Genomic DNA, 21,862 nt, shown 5'->3' with positions numbered 1-21,862 from the left:
GCTTAGAGCAAATGGGGGACGTGTTCGAACGGTGTGCCAGCGATTTCGCGCAGGCAGCAAAACCGTGAAGGACGAAGCGGTGGCGGAACGCAGCATGGACGATGAAACCGGAAAGCATGAAGGCGCGAGCCAACGGCGCGGCGGCACGGCCGAAACGCGTGATATCGGCGGCTCGATCGGCGCCAGCTTGAAGGCGTTCTATCGGTCGCTCGAGCAGGAGCCCGTTCCGGAACTATTTCTCAATCTTCTTGAAAAACTGGATGAAGCGGAAGCCGCGGCCAAAGGCCCGTCGAAGGGTGGGGTTCCGCTCTGAGGGGGAAGAAACGGGCAATTGCCCGTTTCTTCGTGAGATGCGCCGATCAGCAGGCGGCTTCGTAGCGGCGGCCGTAGCGGTCGCGATAGATGCAGCGGCCCGGCTCGTTGGCATTGCCGATCAGAGCACCGGCAACACCGCCGATGGCAGCGCCCACGGCCGCGCCCCTGACGTTGCCCGTCGCGGCGCCGCCGACGATCGCGCCGCCGGTTGCACCGATCGCCGCGCCCTTTTCTGTCTGCGTGCATGCCGCGAGGGGCAGGATCAGGCTTGCTACGATAAGTATCTTCTTCATGACGCGTTCCTATCCGAGGGTTGCTTTGTTGAACTGAGAATCAATTTTCGGTGAAATCGATTTGCCCGCGACTGGTGACGAACAGAATGACGACAATGAGGCATAGCCCGTACCCGCTACCGCGCCGTCCCGATCGACCTTTGATGTAACCGTTCGGCGCTCGCAATGGGGCGAGTTCCTTGTGGTGTGTCCTTGCCTCGCCAGTATCTCCTCCGTCGCTCGGCCGCGGTCGCAGCGCTTGTTATCGTTGCGAAAACGAGAGCGCGGCGTTTTTGTTCCATTATTGGTATGGCCGATGGTCGGTGGCAGTCGCCGTTGCGCGCCCTCGCGCCCTGTTGAACGCTGCGAATGGATGCAGGTTTTCGACCGTCTCCTAACCGCCGATGGGGGCTTTTGACGGGCGGCTAAACGCGCAGCTCGCGCCAAAGTTCCGGGAAATATTTCGCGCCTCTTTTCGGAACCGCAGATCGTGCGTTGCCGTTTGCTGTTGGAGTTTGACGGAAGGGAGCATGCGAATGGAACATATTGCCGCTATCATGATCCTGGTCGGCTGCATGCAGACGACAGAGGCCTGCCGCGAAGTGCCGGCGCCCACCGTGGCTTTCGAAACCGTGGACGAATGCCGCGAACTGCTTTCGCCCGCGATCGAGGCGACAGGAACGACCTTCAAACATGCCTATGGCGCCTGCGCGGAAGTCGATCCGGCGCTGTTCGTGGAAGACGCGACCATCGAATGGCAGGTGAAGGCGCCTGGCCGGCTTCAGGTCAAGGTCAAGATCGATGACGGCAGCTACGCCGTAGCCGCGCGCCACGACATCGGCGCCAGGACTCGCAACTGATTTCACCGGCCGCCCAGCGCGATTGCCCAAGCGCAACTGCACTGGGCGGCCGCATCAACCGAAAGGACGGAAAATGAACTGGGATATTGTTGAAGGCAAATGGCACGAGCTGAAGGGCAAGGTTCAGACGCAGTGGGGTAAGCTCACCAATGACGACCTCGATGTCATCGATGGCCGCAGGGAAGAACTCGCCGGACGGATCCAGTCGCGGTACGGCGTCGCGCGTGACGAGGCGGAGCGCCAGATCGACGACTGGATGTCCCGCCGTTAGATGGTTCGAGGAACGCAGTTACTCTTCTTTCCTGGAATCGCAACCGCCAAAGCAAAAGCCGCGCGGCATCTGTCGCGCGGCTTTTGTTTGTGGTGCGCATCGCGCTTATTTCTTCTTTGCCTTGGCCTCTCGCTTGCGGAGTTCTTCCAGCAGAGACTGAAGCTTGGCGCTCTTTTCGCCACCGTCGGTGTATAGGTCGCGCATCGTCTTTCCGATGTGAAGATTTCTATCGGAGAGATGCGTCCGCTCCCGTCCGGCTTCGATCGCCGTTTTCCAGATGTGTGCTGTCGGCATCTTCATTTCGACCCTGCGTGTTCCATGGATGAAGAACGTCAGAGTATTGCGAAGGTTCCGGGCATTTCCGGTGCAAACCGTGCCGATTTGGGACTCTTTCGTCTTTCATCGTAAACAGAATATTAATGTCGAGTGAAGCCGCGGAATTCTGCGCGCCGATTTTGATCGATGACTGGAACAAATTGAAAGCTATGGCGTTTGCTTTGCAGTGATTTAGGCAAGGAGAATTGCTATGTTATACTATGCGCTTGTCTTCCTCGTTGTGGCAATCATAGCGGGTGTACTTGGGTTTGGGGGTATTGCCGGCACGTCCGCGGGCATCGCGCAGATCCTCTTCTTCCTTTTCCTGGTCTTCCTGGTGATTTCGCTCGTTGCTGGCCTCGTGCGCCGCGGCTGACCGGAGCCCGAATTTGAGCGGATACGAATGGATGAAAATGGGCGGCGTTACGGCCGCCCTTGGTGCGTTTGGGGCTGGATCGTCTTGCTTGCCCTTGCCTGCCTGCTTGGCTATTGATGCCGAAACCGTCGCAATAGCCTTGAGGAACCGAACACCATGAAATCGCTGGAACTGCTCGTCGAGCGGATCATCCTCTCCAGCCGCTGGCTCCTCGTCATCTTCTATCTTGGCCTGGTAGCCGCGCTCGCCCTTTACGGCATCTCGTTCGCCTTCAAGCTGTTCAAGATCGCCAGCATGGTCTTCGTCTATGACGATGCGGAGATGATCCTGGCGATGCTCGCCCTGATCGATGCCGCGCTGGTTGCCAGCCTGATCGTAATGGTGATGATTTCAGGGTACGAGAACTTCGTCAGCCGCTTCGACGAAGGCGACGCGGAGGTCTCCTTCCTCGGCAAACTCGATTCCGGCAGCTTGAAGATCAAGGTCGCGTCGTCGATCGTGGCCATTTCCTCGATCCACCTGCTGCAGATCTTCTTGAACGCGCAGCAATATTCGAGCGAACAGCTGATGTGGGCGACGATCATACATCTTGCCTTCGTCGTATCGGCCGTGTTGCTCGGCTATCTCGAGCAGATCATGACTGCGCTGAAGAAGAAGTGATATTGGTGCCGCGGCCCGACGCAAAGCCGCGGCTTGTCTTGATCGAGCAACGGGGCAGCCTTTAGATGAAGTCTGACGTAGTGGTCCTGGGCGCCGGCATCGTCGGCATCTCCACCGCCATCCATCTCGCCCGCCGCGGCAAGTCGGTGGTGCTGCTCGACCGTCGCGGCCCCGGCGAGGAAACCTCCTACGGCAATGCCGGCCTGATCCAGCGCGAGGGCGTCTTTCCCTACGGTTTCCCGCATGATTTCGGGGCGCTCTTTCGCTACGCGCTCAACAACACCATCGACGCCCATTACCATTTCCGCGCCCTGCCGGGCCTGGTGCCGTTCCTGGCGCGCTACTGGTGGCACTCCGGTTTCACCCAGCACCGGCGCATCGCCCAGCTCTATGCGCCGCTGATCGAGCATTCGATCAGCGAACATCAGGATCTGATCGAGGCGTCCGGCGCCGGCGAGCTCATCCGCAAGGATGGCTGGATGAAGGTGTTTCGCACCGAGAAGGAGCGCGACGCCGCGTACAAGGAAGCGGAAAAGCTCTCGGCCGGCTTCGGCGTCAACCACCAGAAGCTTTCGACCAGCGAGTTGAAGACGCTGGAACCGTCGATCAAGGCGGATCTCGTCGGTGGCCTGCGCTGGAGCGATCCTTGGTCGATCCGCGATCCGCACAGCCTCAACAAGGCCTATCTCGCCTACTTCCAGTCGCTCGGCGGCCGGCTCATTTCCGGCGATGCGGCGACGACCGAACATGTGCTCGAAGGTCCCGGCTGGCGTGTCGCCACCCCGGAAGGGCCGCTGGAGACGCGCGAAGTCGTCGTGGCGCTCGGCCCCTGGGCCGATACGGTTACCCGCAAGCTCGGTTACCATTTCCCGCTGGCCGTGAAGCGCGGTTACCACATGCACTATGGCACGCAGGAGGGCGCGCAGCTCAACAACTGGGTGCTCGATGCCGAGAAGGGCTATTTCCTGGCGCCGATGCTGCGCGGCATCCGTTTGACGACCGGCGCGGAATTTGCCTGGCGCGACGCGCCGAAGACGCCGGTGCAACTGACGCGGGCCGAGCGGGTGGCGCGCGAATTCTTCCCGCTGGCCGAACGCCGTGACGAAGAACCGTGGATGGGCGCGCGTCCCTGCACGCCGGACATGATGCCGCTGATCGGCAAGGCGCCGCGTCACGAGGGTCTGTGGTTTGCCTTCGGTCACGCCCATCACGGCATGACGCTCGGGCCGGTCACCGGCCGGGCGCTGGCGGAAGCCATGACCGGTGAAAAGACGGTCATCGACATCGCGCCCTACCGGCCGGAGCGCTTCCTGGCCTGATGAGGTCCGAAACCACAGCATCACGCAGTGGGAAAAGGCCGGAAGCTGCGTTTCCGGCCTTGTTCTTTGGCTGATCAGGCGTTGGTGCCGCCGTCGATGGTGAATTCGGCGCCCGTGACGCTGCGGCCGTCAGGACCCGCCAGCCAGGCGACGACGCCTGCCACGTCGCTTGCCTCGTTGAAGCGGGGGATCGCCATCAGTCCGCGCTGTGGGCCGGCATGGTCGCCATTGGCCGGGTTCATGTCCGTGTCCGTCGAGCCCGGATGGACGATGTTGACGGTGATGCCCTTCGGACCGAGATCGCGTGCCACCGCCTTGGTGAAGCCGATCAGCGCGCTCTTGCTCAGCACATAAAGGCTCATGCCCGGCCAAGGGACACGGGCGGCAAGGTTGCTGCCGATCGTGATGACGCGCCCGCCATCCGGCATGTGCGCTGCCGCGGCGCGCGTGGCGAGAAACACTGCCTTCACATTGACGTCGATCGTCCGGTCGAAATCCGCCGCGGTTACTTCGTCTACTGTCCCGGCATCGAAGATGCCGGCATTGTTGACTAGAATGTCGATGCGACCGTGCTTCTCCGCAACCGACTTGACGGCAGCCTCGACCGCGCCCGGATCGCGGTTGTCCGCCCGGATTGCCAGCGCGCTGCCGCCATTCCGCTTGATCTCCGCCACGAGCGCGTCGGCCCTTTCTTTCGACTGGCTGTAGGTCACCGCCACCGTTGCGCCGTCGCTCGCCAAGCGATTTGCGATCGCAGCACCGATGCCGCGGCTGCCGCCCGTTACCAGGGCCACCTTGTCTTTCAAACTCGTCACTGGTTTCTCCAAATTTGTAGTGATCGATACATATAAAGGGAAGCGACTTGCCATCCGCTGTCAAGCGATTTATGTATTGATCGATACAAAAAAGGATCAGCCAGGATGAGCCGCGGGCGGCCACGCAGTTTTTCGAGGGACGAGGCGCTTGCAAGCGCCATGCAGCTCTTCTGGGACAAGGGTTATGACAATACCTCGCTTTCGGACCTGACCCGGGTCATGGGATTGAACCCACCGAGCCTCTACGCGGCCTTCGGCAGCAAGGCGCAGCTCTTCATCGAGGCTGTGGATCTTTACGGCCGCACCGACGGTGCCGGCATCTGGGATGAACTGGAGGCGGTTCCGACCGCAAAGGCGGCGGTGCACGACCTGCTGAGACGCACGGCTGCGAACTTTACCCAGCGGGGCGAGCCGAGAGGCTGCATGGTGGTCCTTTCCGCGCCGCAGATGGCAGGGGGAGATGCGGAGGTTTGCGACGCTCTGAAGCTGCGTCGACTGGAGAAGCAGGTGGCTCTGGAGCAGCGTTTCGAGCGCGCAGTCGAAGAGGGCGACCTGCCTGCCGGTGTCGATTGCGCCGCGATTGCCGCCTACGTCGCCTCGCTGCAGCACGGCATGTCGATCCAGGCGCGCGATGGCGCTACGCGGGAAACCCTGCTTGTGATCGCCGACTGCGCCGCAGCAGGCTGGGACGCGATGATTTCCGCAAACACCCGGCCGCACTGACCGACAACGTTGGACGGACACACCCGATCCGTCATTCGGCCTCAGCGCTTTCGTTCCAGTGAACGACAACGCGAAGGCCGGAGATCAAAACCTCCGGCCCACCACTTTCCGCGAGCTCGTTCGCTTACGGCGCCGGCTGCGTCATGTCGGGTGTCGTGCCAGGGGTCGAGTTCGGGGTGGCGCCCTGTGTTTCAGGGGCCTGCGTTCCCTGTTGCGGCGTCGTTTCCGGTGCCGGCTGGGTCGTTGTTCCACCGGCGGGGGGCGTGGCCGTATCGGCCGGCGGTGTGGCCTGGCCCGTCGTCCCCGTTGCCGGCTGGTCGGTGGTCGCCGGCGGCGCTGCCGTGTTGGCAGTGTCGCGGCTGAGTTCGGCCGGCAGCCAGGCGATCAGCGCCAATACCAGGCCGGCGAGAAGGATGATGACAATCGGCCAGTTGCTGCGGCCGGAGCGGGGCGGGGGCGCGTCATTCATCTGAGTCTGCGGCAGCGGCTGCCCGGTCACCGGATCGATCACGGGCTTGTCCTTGAATTCCTCGTGCTGGTTCATTGTGTGCATCCTTTTCTTGGCGTCCTCCTGGCCTTGATGCGACTGCTCCTGAACCTTCCCGGCAGTCGTGGCATCGGATTTCGCGCCGTCGCGATTGCGCGACAAGGGCGCCCGGAGGGCGCGTGGCATAGGCATAAACGTATGAGGATTTGCAATGTTCCGGATGCTGCAACCGGAGGGAGGCCTGAGCGCCGCTGCCGGCTTTACAGCCCCGTCTTCCGCTGCAAGAAATAGGTGTTCACGGGAGGATGGAAGACATGATGGATCCGGCATTTCGCACTGGCACCTTTGTCGGCCGGGTCTGGCGGCCGGATTTGGCCGGGCCGTCGCTTGTCGTTCTGCGCGACGGAGCGCTCTGCGACATCACCAGTAAGGCGACGCCGACCATGCGCGACCTGCTCGAGCTTTCGGATCCGGTTCACCATGCCCGCACCGCACCGGGTGAGCGCCTGGGCGCGCTCGAGGAAATCCTCGAGCGAAAACCGGACCCGGCGCATGCCCACCTGATCGCGCCCTCGGACCTCCAGGCGGTAAAGGCCTGCGGTGTCACCTTCGCGCGCTCGATGATCGAGCGCGTCATCGAGGAGCGGGCGGCGGGCGATGCGTCGCGCGCCGAAGCGATCCGAGCCCGCGTCACCGCCGTCATCGGCGACAGCCTGCGAAACCTGAAGCCTGGTTCGCCCGAGGCGGCCCGCGTCAAGGCCGCCCTCATCGAAGAGGGCGTCTGGTCGCAATATCTGGAGGTCGGCATCGGCCCGGACGCGGAGGTCTTCACCAAGGCGCAGGTCCTCTCGGCGGTCGGCCCGGGCGCCGATGTCGGCCTGCACCCGGCGTCGCGCTGGAACAACCCAGAGCCGGAGATCGTGCTTGCGGTTTCCTCAAGCGGCCAGGTGAGGGGTGCCACCCTTGGCAATGACGTCAACCTGCGCGACATAGAGGGGCGCTCGGCGCTGCTTCTCGGCAAAGCCAAGGACAACAACGCCTCCTGCGCCATCGGCCCCTTCATCCGGCTCTTCGACGAAAGCTACGCCATCGACGATGTCCGCCGGGCGGAACTCAGCCTCCTGGTCGAAGGCGAGGACGGCTACCGCCTGACCGGCCGCAGTTCGATGGCCGAGATCAGCCGCGATCCGTGCGACCTCGTCGCCCAGACGATCGGTTCGCATCACCAGTATCCCGATGGCCTGGTGCTGTTCATGGGCACGCTCTTCGCCCCTGTCGAGGATCGCGACGATCCCGGCCAGGGCTTCACCCACAAGCGCGGCGACGTGGTGACGATCGCCAACGCCGAACTCGGATCGCTGAGCAATACGGTCAAGCTATCGACGGAGTGCGCGCCCTGGAGCTTTGGATCCGCGGCGCTGATGCGCAATCTTGCGGGACGGGGGCTGCTGTAGGGACCATGCTCCGTGGCGGCATGCGTCCAGCCGCAAGGGCACCTACGTCATGTCCCTCATCACCCAGAGGGACCGGTCCGCATGGGCGATATCGGTGACGGACTGAAGGCGGGCGTCTTCCTTCAGTCGCTCTGCTTCGGCGCTGTCGATACGGAAGACCCGCCGATCGGTCTCGTTTGCGTTCGGTGTTATCCACCAGCGCCGTCCTTCCCGGCACAGCCCGGCTTCCGGGTGTTCCTGGAAGTACTCGATCGCATATGCCGCATCCGCTTTTGTCTCCAGCATCGGCCTGTCTCCGCCTGATCGATTGTGGGCGGCGAAGATTATGCGCCTCTCTAAGAGGTCTGAATATCCGCAAACTCGGAAACTGCAGTGTTTAGGGGCGTATTACAGCTGATTTCGCCGCGGGAAGCGCGCCGTTGCCGTTGGGTAACGGCAGCCATGCCCAGACGAGTCGCTCGCCGAGTTCAGCCGTCTGGTTCGTCGGGCGAAACATTGCATTAGCGAGCGTCCGTCACGCGTGAGCGTTTCGCATGTCATTGATGTCTTATTGAATTCTCGGTGAAAGTTGGCTGGGGAACCTGGATTCGAACCAGGACTAACGGAGTCAGAGTCCGTGGGTCTACCGTTAACCTATTCCCCAAAGCCGCCGTCGGAGCGAAGCCCGTCGGTGTGGTTGGCGGGCTTATAAACAAATCGGCGGCTGATGCAAATACCTTTTGCAAAAAAAATCGCGCATGAAGTGAAGATCGCGGCCATCAGGGGTGACCGGAACAAGCGGCCTTATGCTCAACCCGTTGTGTTTGCTGGGTTCGGGTGCCCGGCGCCTTTGTTGTGCACAAGCCGGTTCTCAAAAAAAGTTTGGCGAATGGGGGTTGCGCTGGTACAGTCGCGCCAACGAAAAATCGAGAGAGCGCCTTGAGCGGCCGTAAGGCCTTGCGCGGCGCCATGGTTGAAACAAGTGAAAGACCCCGATCACGGTGATAAGCCGTCCGAATCCGGGGCGTCGGCAGCAGGCCGGGGTGATGGATCGAAGCTCGGTCCGCGCAACGGCAAGGGCAAGCGCAAGCGACGTAAGTCGTCTGCTTCGCCGTCTGCAATTGCCAGCCAGTCCGGCCCAGCCGGCTTGTCAGGGCGTCCCGCAGGAGAGAACGAAACGGAGCCGGCGCGCAAGCGCAAGCGGCGGCGTCGTTCGAAATCAGCGAAACAGCAGGCTCAGGCCGGATCCGCCTCGCAAAACAGCGGCGTCCAGGTCGTCGATGCGTCGCTTGGCGAACGCAAGGGCCACAAGCGCAGCAAGAAGGCCAAGCATCGCCGTGGGCTGCAGGGTCGCCCGCTGACGAGCGGCGAGCGCCAGCCAGCGCCGCAGCGTGGCGCCGATGGTGGCGGCAATGCGCGGCAGGCTTCTGCTTCCGGCGGCAGTCATGCGGGCGCGCAGTCGCGGCCGGGCAATCGCGGTGAACAACCGCGTGCACCCTATGTTGTCGCCGGCGAACCTCCCGCGCCGCTCTATGCCGCGCTTGATCTCGGCACAAACAATTGCCGCCTGCTGATCGCGCAGCCGACCCGTCCCGGCCAGTTCCGGGTGGTCGATGCCTTCTCGCGCATCGTTCGCTTGGGCGAAGGGCTCGGTGCCAGCGGCCGGCTGTCGGACGAGGCGATGGAGCGCGCCGTCGAGGCCCTGAAGATCTGCGCGTCGAAGCTCGGCGCCCGTACCATCCGCCGCAGCCGCCTGATTGCGACGGAAGCTGCCCGCGCCGCTGAAAACGGTGAAAGCTTCCTTCAGCGGGTTGCGAGCGAAACCGGTCTCGATCTCGAAATCATCAACCGTGAAACAGAGGCACGGCTTGCCGTTTCCGGCTGCTCGTCGTTGGTTGACCGCGAGACGCGCTCGGTCGTGCTCTTCGATATCGGCGGCGGCTCGTCCGAGATCGCCGTCATCCGCATCGGTGATTCGCGCTCGAACCGGCTCGCCAACCACATCACCCACTGGACCTCGCTGCCGGTCGGCGTCGTCACGCTTTCGGAGCGCCATGGCGGCCAGCATGTGACGCCGGCAAGCTTCGAGGCGATGGTGCAAGAAGTGGAAGGCATGCTTTCCCGCTTCGACAGCCCGCCCGTCGAAGCTCTGGCGAACGGCACGTCAGGCAGCGGTTTCCACCTGATCGGCACGTCGGGCACGGTGACGACGCTTGCCGGCGTGCATCTCGATCTGCCGCGCTATGATCGCCGTCGCGTCGATGGCCTGTGGCTGACGGACGATGAAGTCTCGGCCATGCAGGCGCGGCTTCTGTCCTGGGATTTCGACGCACGCGCCGCCAATCCCTGCATCGGCCCGGATCGCGCCGATCTGGTGCTTGCCGGCTGCGCCATCCTCGAAGCGATCCGCCGGCGCTGGCCGTCGACCCGCATGCGCGTCGCCGATCGTGGCCTGCGCGAAGGCCTGCTCACCGATATGATGGCGGACGACGGCGCCTGGCGCCGCTCTCGGCCGCGCCGCCACCAGCGCGGCTCCAATGCCTCCGGCAGCCACGAAGGAAACAAACAATGACGAAACCTCCTGTCGGCGGCAACCGCAGCGGCCGCAAGCTTGGCCAGAAGGTCAAGAAGGGCAAGCTCAAGGCATCCTCCCGCCGCTGGATCGAGCGCCACATCAACGACCCCTATGTGCAGCGGGCGCAGCTCGAGGGCTATCGCGCCCGTGCGGCCTTCAAGCTGCTGGAAATCGATGAGAAGCACAAGATCCTGAACGGCGCGCGCCGCATCATCGACTTGGGCGCTGCGCCCGGTAGCTGGTCGCAGATCGCCGCCAAGGTCACCAATTCGACCGATGCCGATCCGCGCGTCGCCGCGATCGACTTCCTAGAGGTGGACCCGATCCCGGGCGTGCGCATCCTGCAGATGGATTTCCTCGATCCTGAGGCGCCGGCGAAACTGAAGGAAGCGATCGGCGGAACGCCGGACCTGGTGATCTCCGACATGGCGGCGCCGACGACCGGCCACCGCCAGACCGACCACTTGCGCACCATGCATCTGTGCGAGGTCGCCGCCTATTTCGCCGTCGACGTGCTGGGCAAGGGTGGACATTTCCTGGCGAAGACCTTCCAGGGCGGCACCGAGCGCGAGCTGCTCAACATGCTCAAGCAGAATTTCCGGCAGGTCATCCATGTAAAGCCGGCCTCCTCGCGCGCCGAATCGGTCGAAATGTTCCTGTTGGCCAAGGACTTCAAGGGACGTCAGCAGACCGCCAGCGAAACCGAAGCCGAAGACGAAGCGGCCGAATAGCATGCTGCTCTACGTCACCGTCGGCAGCAACGATCTGACACGCGCCGGCACGTTCTACGATGCGGTGTTGCCGGCGCTTGGGTTTCACAGGCAACGCCAGGACGAGACCGAGATCGGCTATGGTGCTGAGGGTGACCGCATCCGCTTCTGGGTGGTGACGCCCTTCGACCGCGCGCCCGCCACCTATGGCAATGGCGTGAGCATCGCGCTTGAAGCCGGGACGCGCGCCGCCGTCGATGCTTTTCATGCGGCAGCCCTTGCCAATGGCGGTACGGACGAGGGCGCACCGGGCCTGCGCCCGTTTCACGCAAATTTTTACGGCGCCTGGGTGCGCGATCACGACGGCAACAAGATTGCCGCGGTCTGCGAGCGGCCGGAGTAACCGCCTCGCGGGACGCCGACTTTCCAGAAATCTCCTGATCATGAAGGCAGGGCCGTGCGATGGCCCGGGCTGGCTTGTGCCGATCGGCCGCACCCCTGATCGCCCTGTAAAACCCGGTTCCCCCTAAAGACGGTGCATCGTGGTTAATCGGCCATTAACCAGTTGAGTGCAACTCTGGTGTTACTCTCTGGTCCATTAGGACCTCCTAAGGTTTTAGTTCCACCGAGCGCTGGCTGCCGATCGACGATTGGCGACGGGTCGAGCACGTGCTCGGTTGGCCTGCATGTTGGAAGTACCTGTATGTCGATGATTTCGCTTGCCGTTCGGCTCAGAAGCCGCGCGCATTTTTCTGTAAAGAGGAATGGTGCCGGCAAGCCGGGGGTCATCATCGGCACCAGCGCCGGCCGCAGGAACCAGGCGCGGCAGCGCGTGGGGATCCTGATCGCCGGCTTTGCCGTGGTCTTCCTCGTGGTCGGCGGAAGGCTGGTTCAGTATGGCCTGTCGGCGCCGGCTGACACCGCATCGATCGGTGGCAGTGGCCATGTCATTGCCTCTCGCCCGGATATCGTCGACCGCAACGGACATCTGCTGGCGACCGATCTTAATACGATGTCGCTCTATGCGGAGCCGCGCAAGATCGTCGATGCCGACGAGGTCGTCGAGAAGCTCGCGACGGTCATCCCCAATCTCGATTGGCGCGATACGCACCGCAAGCTCCAGTCCGGTTCGGCCTTCCAGTGGCTGCGGCGCCAACTCACTCCGAAGCAGCAGTCTGACATTCTGGCGCTCGGCATTCCCGGCATCGGTTTCCGCCCGGAAAAGCGCCGCTTCTATCCCGGCGGCGTCACCGCTTCGCACATCCTCGGCCACGTCAATGTCGACAACCAGGGACTGGCGGGCATAGAGCGTTACCTCGATCAGCAGGGCTTTGCCGATCTGCGGGCGGCTGGCCTCACCAGCAATGCGTCGCTGGAGCCCGTACGGCTGTCGATCGATCTGCGCGTGCAGAATATCGTGCGCGAGGTGGTGGCAGACGCCATGACGGCCTATGAGGCCGAAGCCGCGGGCGCGGTGGTGCTCGACGCCGACACCGGCGAAGTGCTCGCCATGGCGTCGGTGCCCGATTACGATCCGAACGAACCCTCGCGAACCTTGCCCGGCGGCGGCGTCGACAAGGAGTACGAAAAGGGCTGGTTCAACCGGATGAGCAACGCCACCTTCGAGATGGGCTCGACCTTCAAGAGCTTCACGCTGGCGATGGGTCTGGATGCGGGCAAGGTCAATCTGAATTCGGTCGTCGACGCGTCGCGGCCGATCCGCATGGGCGGCTTCACCATCAAGGATTTCAAGGGCAAGAACCGCCCGCTCTCGATCCCGGAAGTGTTCCAGTACTCGTCTAACATCGGCACGGCCGCTGTCGCCGACATGGTCGGGATCGAAGCACACCAGCAGTTCCTGACGAAGCTCGGCCTGCTGTCGAAGATGGAAACCGAAATGCCGGGCGTGGCAACGCCCACCCAGCCGCGCACCTGGAAGAAGATCAACTCGGTGACGATTTCCTTCGGTCATGGCGTGGCGACCACCCCGTTGCAGACGGCGGTAGCGGCTGCTGCCCTGATGAACGGCGGACATCTTATCCCGCCGACGTTCCTGCCGCGCTCGCAGGAGGAAACGAAGCTCGTTGCCCAGAGGGTGATCAAGGAAACGACCAGCGCCGACATGCGCTTCCTCTACAACTGGAACGGCGTGAAGGGGTCCGGCCGGCGGGCGCAGGTGGAAGGCTTCCATGTCGGCGGCAAGACCGGCACAGCCGACAAGGTCATCAACGGGCGATATGCCAAGGACCTGAATTTCAACGGGTTCCTGGCGGCGTTCCCGATGGACAAGCCCAAATACATCGTTCTTTCGATCATCGATGCGCCACGAACTGGCGAAAACGGCGGGCGAACGGCTGCGGCCAATGCCGCCCCCATGGTCAAGGCCATCATCGGCCGCGCGGCACCGCTTCTGGGCGTGAAGCCCCGCTTTGGCGACGTGGGTGCCGAGCAGGTGCTGGCCGACTATTAGGCGACGCGAGAACCGCTTGAGGCAGCTGGGCTCCCCCGTGCCGTGATCAGATACGCAACGGACCCTGTAACCCTTTGATTTTCTGCATGCCGCCGTCCTTAACGAGGACGGTTTAAGGCGACATGCAGCAGCCGTTCGAGAAGCCGCCGCCTTGTTCGCCGCCGGCACAGTTGTCGGGCGGCTTATTTCCCCGCAGCCGTTTCGATCTCGCGCGCCGGTAGCCGGTGGCCCGATACGGAGGAACCGGCGTTCTTCGCCATGGTGAGGAACGGGATCGCCGCGATCAGATTGGCGGCGGCGATGATCATGAAGGCGGTATGGAAATCGTCGAGTTGCAGCGGGCCGCCGCTGAGCTTCGTCTCGACTTCGAGGATCGCACCGGCGACGGCGACGCCGAGTGCCAGGCTGATCTGCTGCAGCACGGCGCTCATCGAGGTCGCCTTGCTGGCGTCCGAATCGTCGATATCGGCAAAGGACAGCGCGTTGACGCTGGTGAAGAAGAACGAACGCGCGAAGCCGGCGATCAGGAGGATCGTGATCAGCACCAGATAGGGCGTCTCCGGCGTGAAGAAGCCGTTGGCGAAGGTGGTGATCGCCGCAATGATCGCCGCAATGATCAGCGTCGTACGGAAGCCGGCAAAGGCCAGGACCCGGCGCGCATAGAACTTCGTGGTGATCGCGCCGACCGCGCCGATGAAGGTGATGAGGCCGGACTGGAACGGGTTGAGGCCGAAGCCGACCTGCAGCATCAGCGGCATCAGGAAGGGAACGGCGCCGACCGAGATGCGAAAAATCGTGCCGCCGATCGAGGCGGCGCGAAAGGCGCTGTCCTTGAAGAGCTTGAGATCGAGGACCGGGGCCGGATGGCGTCGCGCGTGGCGGATGTAGAGCAGCGCCGAAACGAGGCCGATCAATACCGAGGCGATGCCGATGACCGGGGGCAGGGCCGGCAGGCTGATCACCGACAGGCCGAAGACGATGCCGGAGGCAGCGACGCCGCCGAGCAGGAAGCCGAGCACGTCGACCGGCGGCGGACCGAACGGCTCCATCTTCGGCAGGTAGATGCCCGACAGGATGTAGCCGGCGATGCCGACCGGCACGTTGATCAGGAAGATCCAATGCCAGGAGAAATACGTGGTGATGAAGCCGCCGAGCGGCGGCCCCGCAAGCGGACCCACAAGCGCCGGGATCGTCAGCAGCGCCATCGCAGACACCAGTTCGCTGCGCGGCGTGCCGCGCACCAGCACCAGGCGGGCGACCGGCGTCATCATCGCGCCGCCCATGCCCTGCAGGAAGCGGGAGAAGACGAAGGCGAGCAGGCTGTTCGAAATGGCGCAGAAGATCGATCCGGCAATGAAGACCAGGATCGCCGCGCGAAAGATCTTCTTGGCGCCGAAGCGGTCGGCCATCCAGCCGCTCAAGGGGATGAAGATCGCCAGCGCCACCATATAGGCGGTCAGCGCCAGCTTCAGCGTAATCGGCCCGACGCCGATGTCGCGGGCGATTGCCGGCAACGACGTGGAAATCACGGTCGAGTCCATCTGCTCCATGAAAAGAGCGACGGCGAGGATCATCGGGACGATACGGTTCATGAAACGATGCTTCGGACGGTCAGCGATAAGCAGAAGCTAATAATACCGGTCATGGCTTTTGTCGGGGCAAAACCGGTGATTGCGGATCAAAAGCCTGTGATCCCGACTGGCCTTTGCTGTCAAGACGCTAGTTCTGGCCGGGTTGCTGCCGATGGCAGCGGATCCAACAGAAAGCGAAAACGGACCATGAGGGAAATGTCGATGAAGCGCAGGACTTTGATGAGAGCGGGAACGTTTGGCGTGATCGCAGCGCCCTCGCTGATGACGGGCATTGCAGTCGCTCAGGAAAAATCGGAAAACACCGGAATGAAAGCCAGCCCTCCAACAAGAATGCTCAAGCTTGGCGCGTTCAAGATCGTTGTCGTCAACGACGGCACGCGCATCAGCGACAAGCCGCACGAGACCTACGGCACCAACCAGCCGCAAGAGGCCGTGGCCGAACTGCTGCAACAGAACTTCCTGCCGACGGATGCACTGCTCAACAGCTATTCGCCGGTCCTGGTCGATACCGGGTCTGACCTCGTGCTCTTCGATACCGGCATGGGCGAGGGCGGTCGGGACGCCGGGGCGGGCCGTCTGCTCGACGGGATCCGCGCTGCCGGCTATGCGCCCGAACAGGTCTCGGTCGTCGTGGTCACCCATATGCATGGCGACCACATCGGCGGCCTGCTGGAGACCGGAAAACCGGCCTTCGCCAATGCCCGCTATGTGATGGGCGAGGTCGAATACGCCTTCTGGAAGGATCCGGCGCGCGCCGGAACACCGGCAGAAAACGGCCACAAGGCGGTGCTGGAAAAGGTCGTGCCGCTTGCCGAGAAGACGACGTTCATCGGAGACGGCGCCGAAGTCGTTCCGGGTATCTCGGCGATGGCCGCCTTTGGCCATTCGCCGGGTCACATGGTGTTCCGGGTCGATTCCGACGGCAAGGCGATGATGCTGACGGCCGATTCCGCCAACCATTATGTGCTGTCGCTGCAGCGGCCGGATTGGGAAGTGCGCTTCGACATGGACAAGCCGAAGGCGGCAGAAACGCGCCGCCGGGTGTTCGACATGATCGCCAGCGAACGGCTGCCCTTCATCGGTTACCACATGCCGTTTCCGGCGGTCGGTTTCGTCGAGAAACAGGGCGAAGGCTACCGTTTCGTGCCCGCAAGCTATCAGCTCGATATCTGATCGATTTCACGTCTCTTCGCGCGAAATTGCTGCTCTGCAACAAATATCGGCCGAAGGCGGGACATTTCCCGGCTTTGGCTATTTTCATCCTGAGATATCCGTGTTACGAGCCCTCGCCAACTTCCAAGACACGCTTTGAAGTCGCCCGGTGGACAAATCGCAGCCCGTCCCCGGGGATTTTCGCTATTTGAAGGGAATTGGCCATGGCGCGCATCATCGAAACGGCAACTGGTCTGGAGGCTTTGACCTTCGACGACGTCCTGCTCCTGCCGGGACATTCCGAAGTCATGCCCGGTCAGACCAACATCGCGACCACCATTGCCCAGGACATCGACCTGAACCTGCCGATCCTGTCGTCGGCCATGGACACGGTGACCGAAGGTCGTCTCGCCATCGCCATGGCGCAGGCCGGCGGCATCGGTGTCATCCATCGCAACCTGACACCGGTCGAGCAGGCCGAAGAGGTCCGCCAGGTCAAGAAGTTCGAAAGCGGCATGGTCGTCAACCCGGTGACCATCGGCCCCGATGCCAAGCTCGCCGATGCGCTCGGCCTGATGAAGCAGCATGGCATTTCCGGCATTCCGGTCGTCGAAAATGGCGGTGCCGGTGGCCAGAAGCAGGGTCGCCTCGTCGGTATCCTCACCAACCGCGACGTCCGCTTCGCTTCTGATCCGAACCAGAAGATCCACGAACTCATGACCCATGAGAACCTGGTCACGGTCAAGGAAAGCGTCGACCAGCAGGAAGCCAAGCGCCTGCTGCACGCCCATCGCATCGAAAAGCTGCTTGTCGTCGATGGCGACGGCCGTTGCGTCGGTCTCATCACCGTCAAGGACATCGAGAAGGCGCAGCTGAACCCGAACGCCTCCAAGGATGCGCAGGGCCGCCTTCGCGCCGCCGCTGCCATCTCCGTCGGCGATGACGGCTTCGAGCGTGCCGAGCGACTGATCGATGCCGGCGTTGATCTCATCGTCGTCGACACCGCCCATGGTCACTCGCAGCGCGTTCTCGACGCGGTCGCCCGCGTCAAGAAGCTCTCGAACTCGGTTCGCATCATGGCTGGCAACGTCGCGACGGCCTCCGGCACCAAGGCGCTGATCGATGCCGGTGCGGATGCTGTCAAGGTCGGTATCGGCCCGGGCTCGATCTGCACCACGCGCATCGTCGCCGGTGTCGGCGTGCCGCAGCTCGCCGCGATCATGGGCGCCGTCGAAGCCGCTCAGGCGGCCGGCATTCCCGTTATCGCCGATGGCGGCATCAAGTTCTCCGGCGACCTCGCCAAGGCGATCGCTGCCGGTGCTTCGGCCGTCATGATCGGCTCGCTGCTTGCCGGCACCGATGAAAGCCCGGGCGAAGTGTTCCTCTACCAGGGCCGTTCCTTCAAGGCCTACCGCGGCATGGGCTCCGTCGGCGCCATGGCGCGCGGCTCGGCAGACCGCTACTTCCAGGCGGAAGTACGCGACACGCTGAAGCTGGTTCCGGAAGGCATCGAGGGCCAGGTCCCCTACAAGGGTCCGGTCGCAGGCGTCCTGCACCAGCTCGCCGGCGGCCTCAAGGCCTCCATGGGTTATGTCGGCGGCCCGACGATCAAGGAATACCAGGAGCGCGCCCAGTTCGTGCGCATCTCCGGTGCTGGCCTTCGCGAAAGCCACGCCCATGACGTGACGATCACCCGCGAAAGCCCGAACTATCCGGGCGCGCACTGATTGCGATTGCATTCGAAGGGAGCCGCGGCATCGTGCGGCGCCCTTCGCTTTTCCAGAGTAAGCGTGTTTGAGGGAGTAACGTAATGACGGGTTTCGAGATTTTCTGGCCGATCGTGGCGCATGTCTTCCTCGTCTTCTGCCTCTACGCTCTTCTCTCCGTCCGCCGCATGGGTCTGGTGCGTGCCGGCAAGGCGAATGCCGGTCAGTTTCGCGAGAACCGCGACGAGCCGGGCGAAAGCCTGGTGGTCAAGAACAGCATCGCCAACCAGTTCGAGCTGCCGGTTCTCTTCTACGTCTGCTGCGTACTGCTCTACATCACCGAGGCCGACAACATCGTCTCGCTCGCGCTTGCCTGGCTCTTCGTCGCCCTGCGTTATGTGCACGCCTTCGTGCATGTCACCAGCAACCGCCTGCGCTATCGCCGCCCGCTGTTCATGGGCGGCTGCGCAACGCTGTTTGCGATGTGGGTGTGGCTCGCCGTCTGGATGGCGATGAGCTGATCCGGATAGACCAACCGGCATTCTGGCGCAGATCAGTCTGCGCCTTCATCTTCCCGCCTTGATGCGTATCAATTACCCGGCACCGCTTTCGCGCGTAATCTCTCTGCCGTTGGGCAACAACGCATCGGAGGACGAGATGACCGCAACGATGAAAGCCGCCGTGGTGCGCGAATTCGGCAAGCCGCTGGTAATCGAGAATGTGCCGATCCCGGAGCCGGGTCCCGGCCAGGTGCTGATCAAATACGAGGCGACCGGCGTCTGCCACACGGACCTGCACGCCGCCAACGGCGATTGGCCGGTCAAGCCGAAGCCGCCCTTCATTCCCGGACACGAAGGCGTCGGCTACGTCGCCAAGCTCGGCAGCGGCGTCAAGCGCCTGAAGGAAGGCGACCGCGTCGGCGTGCCATGGCTGCATACCGCCTGCGGCGGCTGCACGCCGTGCCGCACCGGTTGGGAAACGCTCTGCGGCAGCCAGCAGAACACCGGCTATTCCGTCAACGGCACGTTTGCGCAATACGGCCTCGCCGATCCTGACTTCGTCGGCCGCCTGCCGGCAAAGCTCGAATTCGGACCGGCGGCCCCCATCCTTTGCGCGGGCGTTACCGTCTACAAGGGCCTGAAGGAAACCGAGGTCCGTCCGGGCGAATGGGCGCTGATCTCCGGCATCGGCGGGCTCGGGCACATGGCGGTGCAATATGCCAAGGCCATGGGCATGCATGTCGCCGCCGTCGATATCTTCCCGGATAAGCTGGAACTTGCGCGAAAGCTCGGTGCCGACCTCGTCGTCGACGCGCGCGACAAGGATGCGGTCGAGCAGGTGCGAGATGCGACCGGCGGCGTGCATGGCGCCCTGGTGACGGCCGTGGCGCCGAAAGCGATGGAGCAGGCTTTCAACATGCTGCGCTCCAAGGGAACGATGGCGCTGGTCGGCCTGCCGCCCGGGCAGATGTGCCTGCCGATCTTCGACACGGTGCTGAAGCGCATCACCATCCGCGGCTCGATCGTCGGCACGCGGCAGGACCTGGAGGAATCGCTCGAGTTTGCCGGCGAAGGCAAGGTCGCGTCGCACTTCACCTGGGACAAGATTGAGAACATCAACGACATCTTCAAGCGCATGGAGGAAGGCAAGATCGACGGCCGCATCGTACTCGACCTCAACGGCTGATCGACCTGCGTGGGGCCTTCGGCCTTTAAGGGCGAGGAAACACGCGGCAGTAACGCAAGTTTGTATGTTCCAGACCGCCCGCCGACCTATTCTGTCGCGGGCGGTTCTGTCTGCCGCCGCGGGAGATATGAACCGGAGGAGGCTGGCATGCAGGAACCGAAGATCACGCAGGCGATGATCGACGCCTATGACGAGTACACGCACCTGACCCTCGATCGCCGTCGTTTCATGGAAAAACTCACCGGCCTTGCCGGTTCCGCGGCCGCGGCGGCGGCGATCGCGCCGCTGCTGGCGGCCAATGGCGCCAAGGCGGAGATCGTGGCTGCAAACGATACCCGGGTGACCGGCGAGGACATCACCTATCCCGGCGCTGGCGGCGACATGAAGGGTTACCTCGTTCGCCCGGCAGAGGTGAGCGGCAAGCTGCCGGCGGTCATCGTCATCCATGAGAACCGCGGCCTGAACCCGCATATCCGCGATGTCGCGCGGCGGATGGCGCTCGAAGGCTTCCTGGCGCTGGCGCCCGACTTCCTGTCGCCTGCGGGCGGCACGCCGACGGACGAGGACAAGGCGCGCGAGATGATCGGCGCACTCGATGCGGCGGCAACGACCGCGAATGCGGCGGCGACCGTGGCGTTTCTGGAAGGACATGCGCAATCGACCGGCAAGGTCGGCGCCATCGGCTTCTGCTGGGGCGGCGGTCTGGTCAACCGGCTTGCGGTCGGCTCCCCGGATCTGAAGGCAGGCGTTGCTTATTACGGCGCGCAGCCCAAGGCCGAGGACGTGCCGAAGATCAAGGCGGCACTGTTGTTGCACTATGCAGGCCTCGACGAGCGCATCAACGCCGGCATCGAGGCCTACCAGAAAGCGCTCAAAGACAACGGCAAGGACGCGACGATCTATGTCTATGACGGCGTCAACCACGCCTTCAACAACGACACTTCTGCCGCGAGGTATGACAAGGCCGCAGCCGATCTCGCCTGGAGCCGGACGGTCGAGTTCCTGAAGACCAAGCTGGCCTGAGCGTCGTTAGGTCAGGCGGCTGCCGCCTGGAGAATGTGGTCGGCGCAGCCGCTGATCGCCGCTGCGAGCGCTTCCATGTCGCGCTCGCGCGGGCTGCTGCGCCGCCAGATAAGCCCGATCTCGCGCGCCGGTTCAGGGGCGGCGAAGGGCACGATGCGGATGGAATTGCGGGCTGCCTCGGTCGCGATCGCGATCTCGGGGATGAGCGTCATGCCCATGCCGTTGGCGACCATCTGCAGGAGCGTCGTCATCGAGGTCGCACCGAACGAGACGAGGCGTCGCTTGCCCGCCGTGCTGCAGACGGCGAGCGCCTGGTCTCGCAGGCAATGGCCCTCTTCGAGCAGCAGCAGCTGTTCGACATCCACCTGGTCTTCGGTCAGCGGTGACATCAGGATGTTTCGCTCGTCGTCCGCCATCGCCATGAAGAAGCGGTCGGAAAAGAGGGGCTTCGTCGAAAGCCCGTCGGTCTCGATCGGCAAGGCGGCGACGACGGCATCGAGCAGGCCCTCTCCGAGATCGGCCACCAGTCTTGATGTCACCGATTCCTTCAGTTCGATCTCGATGGCCGGGTAGACCTGGCGCAGGTGCGGCACCAGCCGCGGCACGAGATAGGGCGCAAGCGTCGGGATGACGCCGATGCGGATCCGCCCTTCGAGCGTGCCGGAACTGGTGCGCGCGCTCAGTTCCAGTTGATCCACTTCGGCGAGGATGGCGCGGGTGCGGGCCAGCACCTCTTCGCCCTTGCGCGTGAGGAAGACGCCGCTGCGGCTGCGTTCCACCAGCTTCACCCCCAGGTGGTTTTCCATTTCCATGATCTGGGCGGAGAGCGCCGGCTGGCTGACATGGACGAGTTCGGCGGCCTTCCCGAAGTGGCGAGCAGAGGCAAGCGCCTCGAAATAGCGCATCTGTCTGAGTGTAAGCATGATAGGAAAATCTTATCGATTTTTAATTTTTATGCAATTGGAGATTATCGAAGCGCTGTGGGAAAACCCTCTTGCCAGAGCGTTCGGGCCTTGATCGTCGCCGCAACCTGCGGCTGGCAGCCGCCGTGACTGCCGTCGGTCCTGTGTGACCGCCCGGACGCGAAACCCTTTGACAGGAG

24 protein-coding genes and 1 tRNA gene are annotated in these 21,862 nt (G+C 63.3%); 17 read left to right on the top strand and 8 right to left on the bottom strand.

Translation table 11 applies throughout. From position 1 onward, the window contains the following. Nucleotides 1-64 precede the first annotated feature (64 nt). Nucleotides 65-313, top strand: a complete 249-nt coding sequence (locus tag JVX98_RS18610) for a NepR family anti-sigma factor (protein WP_246764902.1) — start codon at nt 65-67, stop codon at nt 311-313. A gap of 46 nt (nt 314-359) precedes the next feature. On the opposite strand, the gene JVX98_RS18605 is transcribed toward JVX98_RS18610, so the two are convergent. Next, nucleotides 360-608: a glycine zipper domain-containing protein gene (locus JVX98_RS18605; RefSeq protein ID WP_034800856.1), complete on the bottom strand. Its 249-nt coding sequence runs from the start codon at nt 606-608 to the stop codon at nt 360-362. A gap of 515 nt (nt 609-1,123) precedes the next feature. On the opposite strand from JVX98_RS18605, the gene JVX98_RS18600 reads away from it, so the two are divergent. Further along, nucleotides 1,124-1,447: a hypothetical protein gene (locus JVX98_RS18600; protein ID WP_205237056.1), complete on the top strand. Its 324-nt coding sequence runs from the start codon at nt 1,124-1,126 to the stop codon at nt 1,445-1,447. Between the two features lie 73 nt (nt 1,448-1,520). Next, a complete protein-coding gene (locus tag JVX98_RS18595) occupies nt 1,521-1,718 on the top strand; it encodes a CsbD family protein (RefSeq protein WP_192447756.1) in 198 nt (65 codons plus the stop codon). A gap of 105 nt (nt 1,719-1,823) precedes the next feature. On the opposite strand, the gene JVX98_RS18590 is transcribed toward JVX98_RS18595, so the two are convergent. Next, nucleotides 1,824-2,018 (bottom strand): hypothetical protein, encoded by a 195-nt coding sequence (locus tag JVX98_RS18590; RefSeq protein WP_192447755.1) that lies wholly within the window; start codon nt 2,016-2,018, stop codon nt 1,824-1,826. A 226-nt stretch (nt 2,019-2,244) separates the two neighbouring features. Between JVX98_RS18590 and JVX98_RS18585 the strand changes: the two genes are divergently transcribed. From JVX98_RS18585 to JVX98_RS18575, 3 genes are all read left to right on the top strand, one after another. Further along, nucleotides 2,245-2,409 carry a DUF1328 domain-containing protein gene (locus tag JVX98_RS18585; RefSeq protein ID WP_034800864.1) on the top strand — a complete coding sequence of 55 codons (165 nt, stop codon included), beginning with the start codon at nt 2,245-2,247 and terminating at the stop codon, nt 2,407-2,409. A gap of 156 nt (nt 2,410-2,565) precedes the next feature. Next, nucleotides 2,566-3,069: a TIGR00645 family protein gene (locus JVX98_RS18580; protein ID WP_082006056.1), complete on the top strand. Its 504-nt coding sequence runs from the start codon at nt 2,566-2,568 to the stop codon at nt 3,067-3,069. Nucleotides 3,070-3,134: 65 nt separating this feature from the next. Beyond that, on the top strand, nt 3,135-4,388 hold the full coding sequence (locus JVX98_RS18575) for an FAD-binding oxidoreductase (protein ID WP_205237055.1): 1,254 nt from the start codon (nt 3,135-3,137) through the stop codon (nt 4,386-4,388). A gap of 74 nt (nt 4,389-4,462) precedes the next feature. Here the strand turns inward: JVX98_RS18575 and JVX98_RS18570 are convergent, their stop codons facing one another. Further along, entirely contained in the window at nt 4,463-5,257 is a 795-nt protein-coding gene (locus JVX98_RS18570) for an SDR family NAD(P)-dependent oxidoreductase (protein ID WP_205237054.1), read from the bottom strand. A 51-nt stretch (nt 5,258-5,308) separates the two neighbouring features. Here JVX98_RS18570 and JVX98_RS18565 point away from each other — a divergent pair, with 51 nt between their 5' ends. Beyond that, entirely contained in the window at nt 5,309-5,926 is a 618-nt protein-coding gene (locus JVX98_RS18565) for a TetR/AcrR family transcriptional regulator (RefSeq protein WP_205237053.1), read from the top strand. Between the two features lie 124 nt (nt 5,927-6,050). Here the strand turns inward: JVX98_RS18565 and JVX98_RS18560 are convergent, their stop codons facing one another. Beyond that, complete coding sequence (locus tag JVX98_RS18560; protein WP_192447748.1) at nt 6,051-6,479, bottom strand: hypothetical protein; 429 nt, start codon at nt 6,477-6,479, stop codon at nt 6,051-6,053. Between the two features lie 251 nt (nt 6,480-6,730). On the opposite strand from JVX98_RS18560, the gene JVX98_RS18555 reads away from it, so the two are divergent. After that, entirely contained in the window at nt 6,731-7,867 is a 1,137-nt protein-coding gene (locus JVX98_RS18555; RefSeq protein WP_371826568.1) for a fumarylacetoacetate hydrolase family protein, read from the top strand. A gap of 42 nt (nt 7,868-7,909) precedes the next feature. Here the strand turns inward: JVX98_RS18555 and JVX98_RS18550 are convergent, their stop codons facing one another. Together JVX98_RS18550 and JVX98_RS18545 are read right to left on the bottom strand one after the other, a co-directional pair. Next, nucleotides 7,910-8,152: a hypothetical protein gene (locus JVX98_RS18550; protein ID WP_205237051.1), complete on the bottom strand. Its 243-nt coding sequence runs from the start codon at nt 8,150-8,152 to the stop codon at nt 7,910-7,912. A gap of 284 nt (nt 8,153-8,436) precedes the next feature. Further along, nucleotides 8,437-8,510 (bottom strand) — tRNA-Gln (locus tag JVX98_RS18545). Nucleotides 8,511-8,828: 318 nt separating this feature from the next. Here JVX98_RS18545 and JVX98_RS18540 point away from each other — a divergent pair. The 4 genes from JVX98_RS18540 to JVX98_RS18525 all read left to right on the top strand — a co-directional run bounded on the left by JVX98_RS18540 (nt 8,829) and on the right by JVX98_RS18525 (nt 13,601). Then, nucleotides 8,829-10,418 (top strand): Ppx/GppA phosphatase family protein, encoded by a 1,590-nt coding sequence (locus JVX98_RS18540; RefSeq protein ID WP_205239476.1) that lies wholly within the window; start codon nt 8,829-8,831, stop codon nt 10,416-10,418. Then, nucleotides 10,415-11,152 carry an RlmE family RNA methyltransferase gene (locus JVX98_RS18535; protein ID WP_205237050.1) on the top strand — a complete coding sequence of 246 codons (738 nt, stop codon included), beginning with the start codon at nt 10,415-10,417 and terminating at the stop codon, nt 11,150-11,152. Before JVX98_RS18540 ends, JVX98_RS18535 begins: the two co-directional genes overlap by 4 nt. A gap of 1 nt (nt 11,153) precedes the next feature. Beyond that, entirely contained in the window at nt 11,154-11,534 is a 381-nt protein-coding gene (locus JVX98_RS18530) for a VOC family protein (protein WP_192447742.1), read from the top strand. 300 nt (nt 11,535-11,834) lie between these two features. Further along, nucleotides 11,835-13,601, top strand: coding sequence for a penicillin-binding protein 2 (locus tag JVX98_RS18525; RefSeq protein ID WP_192447740.1), 1,767 nt, complete (start codon nt 11,835-11,837; stop codon nt 13,599-13,601). A 182-nt stretch (nt 13,602-13,783) separates the two neighbouring features. Here JVX98_RS18525 and JVX98_RS18520 read toward each other — a convergent pair whose 3' ends face one another. Beyond that, nucleotides 13,784-15,193 carry a DHA2 family efflux MFS transporter permease subunit gene (locus tag JVX98_RS18520; protein WP_192447738.1) on the bottom strand — a complete coding sequence of 470 codons (1,410 nt, stop codon included), beginning with the start codon at nt 15,191-15,193 and terminating at the stop codon, nt 13,784-13,786. Nucleotides 15,194-15,394: 201 nt separating this feature from the next. On the opposite strand from JVX98_RS18520, the gene JVX98_RS18515 reads away from it, so the two are divergent. From JVX98_RS18515 to JVX98_RS18495, 5 genes are all read left to right on the top strand, one after another. Next, entirely contained in the window at nt 15,395-16,366 is a 972-nt protein-coding gene (locus tag JVX98_RS18515; RefSeq protein WP_192447736.1) for an MBL fold metallo-hydrolase, read from the top strand. A gap of 203 nt (nt 16,367-16,569) precedes the next feature. Continuing rightward, nucleotides 16,570-18,072, top strand: a complete 1,503-nt coding sequence (gene guaB, locus JVX98_RS18510) for an IMP dehydrogenase (RefSeq protein WP_192447734.1) — start codon at nt 16,570-16,572, stop codon at nt 18,070-18,072. Between the two features lie 83 nt (nt 18,073-18,155). Continuing rightward, on the top strand, nt 18,156-18,572 hold the full coding sequence (locus JVX98_RS18505) for an MAPEG family protein (protein WP_043618295.1): 417 nt from the start codon (nt 18,156-18,158) through the stop codon (nt 18,570-18,572). A 136-nt stretch (nt 18,573-18,708) separates the two neighbouring features. Further along, on the top strand, nt 18,709-19,737 hold the full coding sequence (gene adhP, locus JVX98_RS18500) for an alcohol dehydrogenase AdhP (RefSeq protein ID WP_192447731.1): 1,029 nt from the start codon (nt 18,709-18,711) through the stop codon (nt 19,735-19,737). Nucleotides 19,738-19,884: 147 nt separating this feature from the next. Beyond that, nucleotides 19,885-20,760: a dienelactone hydrolase family protein gene (locus tag JVX98_RS18495; protein WP_192447729.1), complete on the top strand. Its 876-nt coding sequence runs from the start codon at nt 19,885-19,887 to the stop codon at nt 20,758-20,760. An 11-nt stretch (nt 20,761-20,771) separates the two neighbouring features. Here the strand turns inward: JVX98_RS18495 and JVX98_RS18490 are convergent, their stop codons facing one another. Further along, the gene (locus JVX98_RS18490) at nt 20,772-21,683 is read right to left on the bottom strand and encodes a hydrogen peroxide-inducible genes activator (RefSeq protein WP_205237049.1); all 912 of its coding nucleotides are present in this window, start codon (nt 21,681-21,683) and stop codon (nt 20,772-20,774) included. Nucleotides 21,684-21,862: the final 179 nt, after the last annotated feature.

Origin of the sequence: Ensifer sp. PDNC004 (assembly GCF_016919405.1) — a bacterium.
GTDB lineage: Bacteria > Pseudomonadota > Alphaproteobacteria > Rhizobiales > Rhizobiaceae > Ensifer.
Note: the sequence above shows the minus strand (reverse complement) of the source record. Positions and strands in the feature narration are given on the sequence as shown.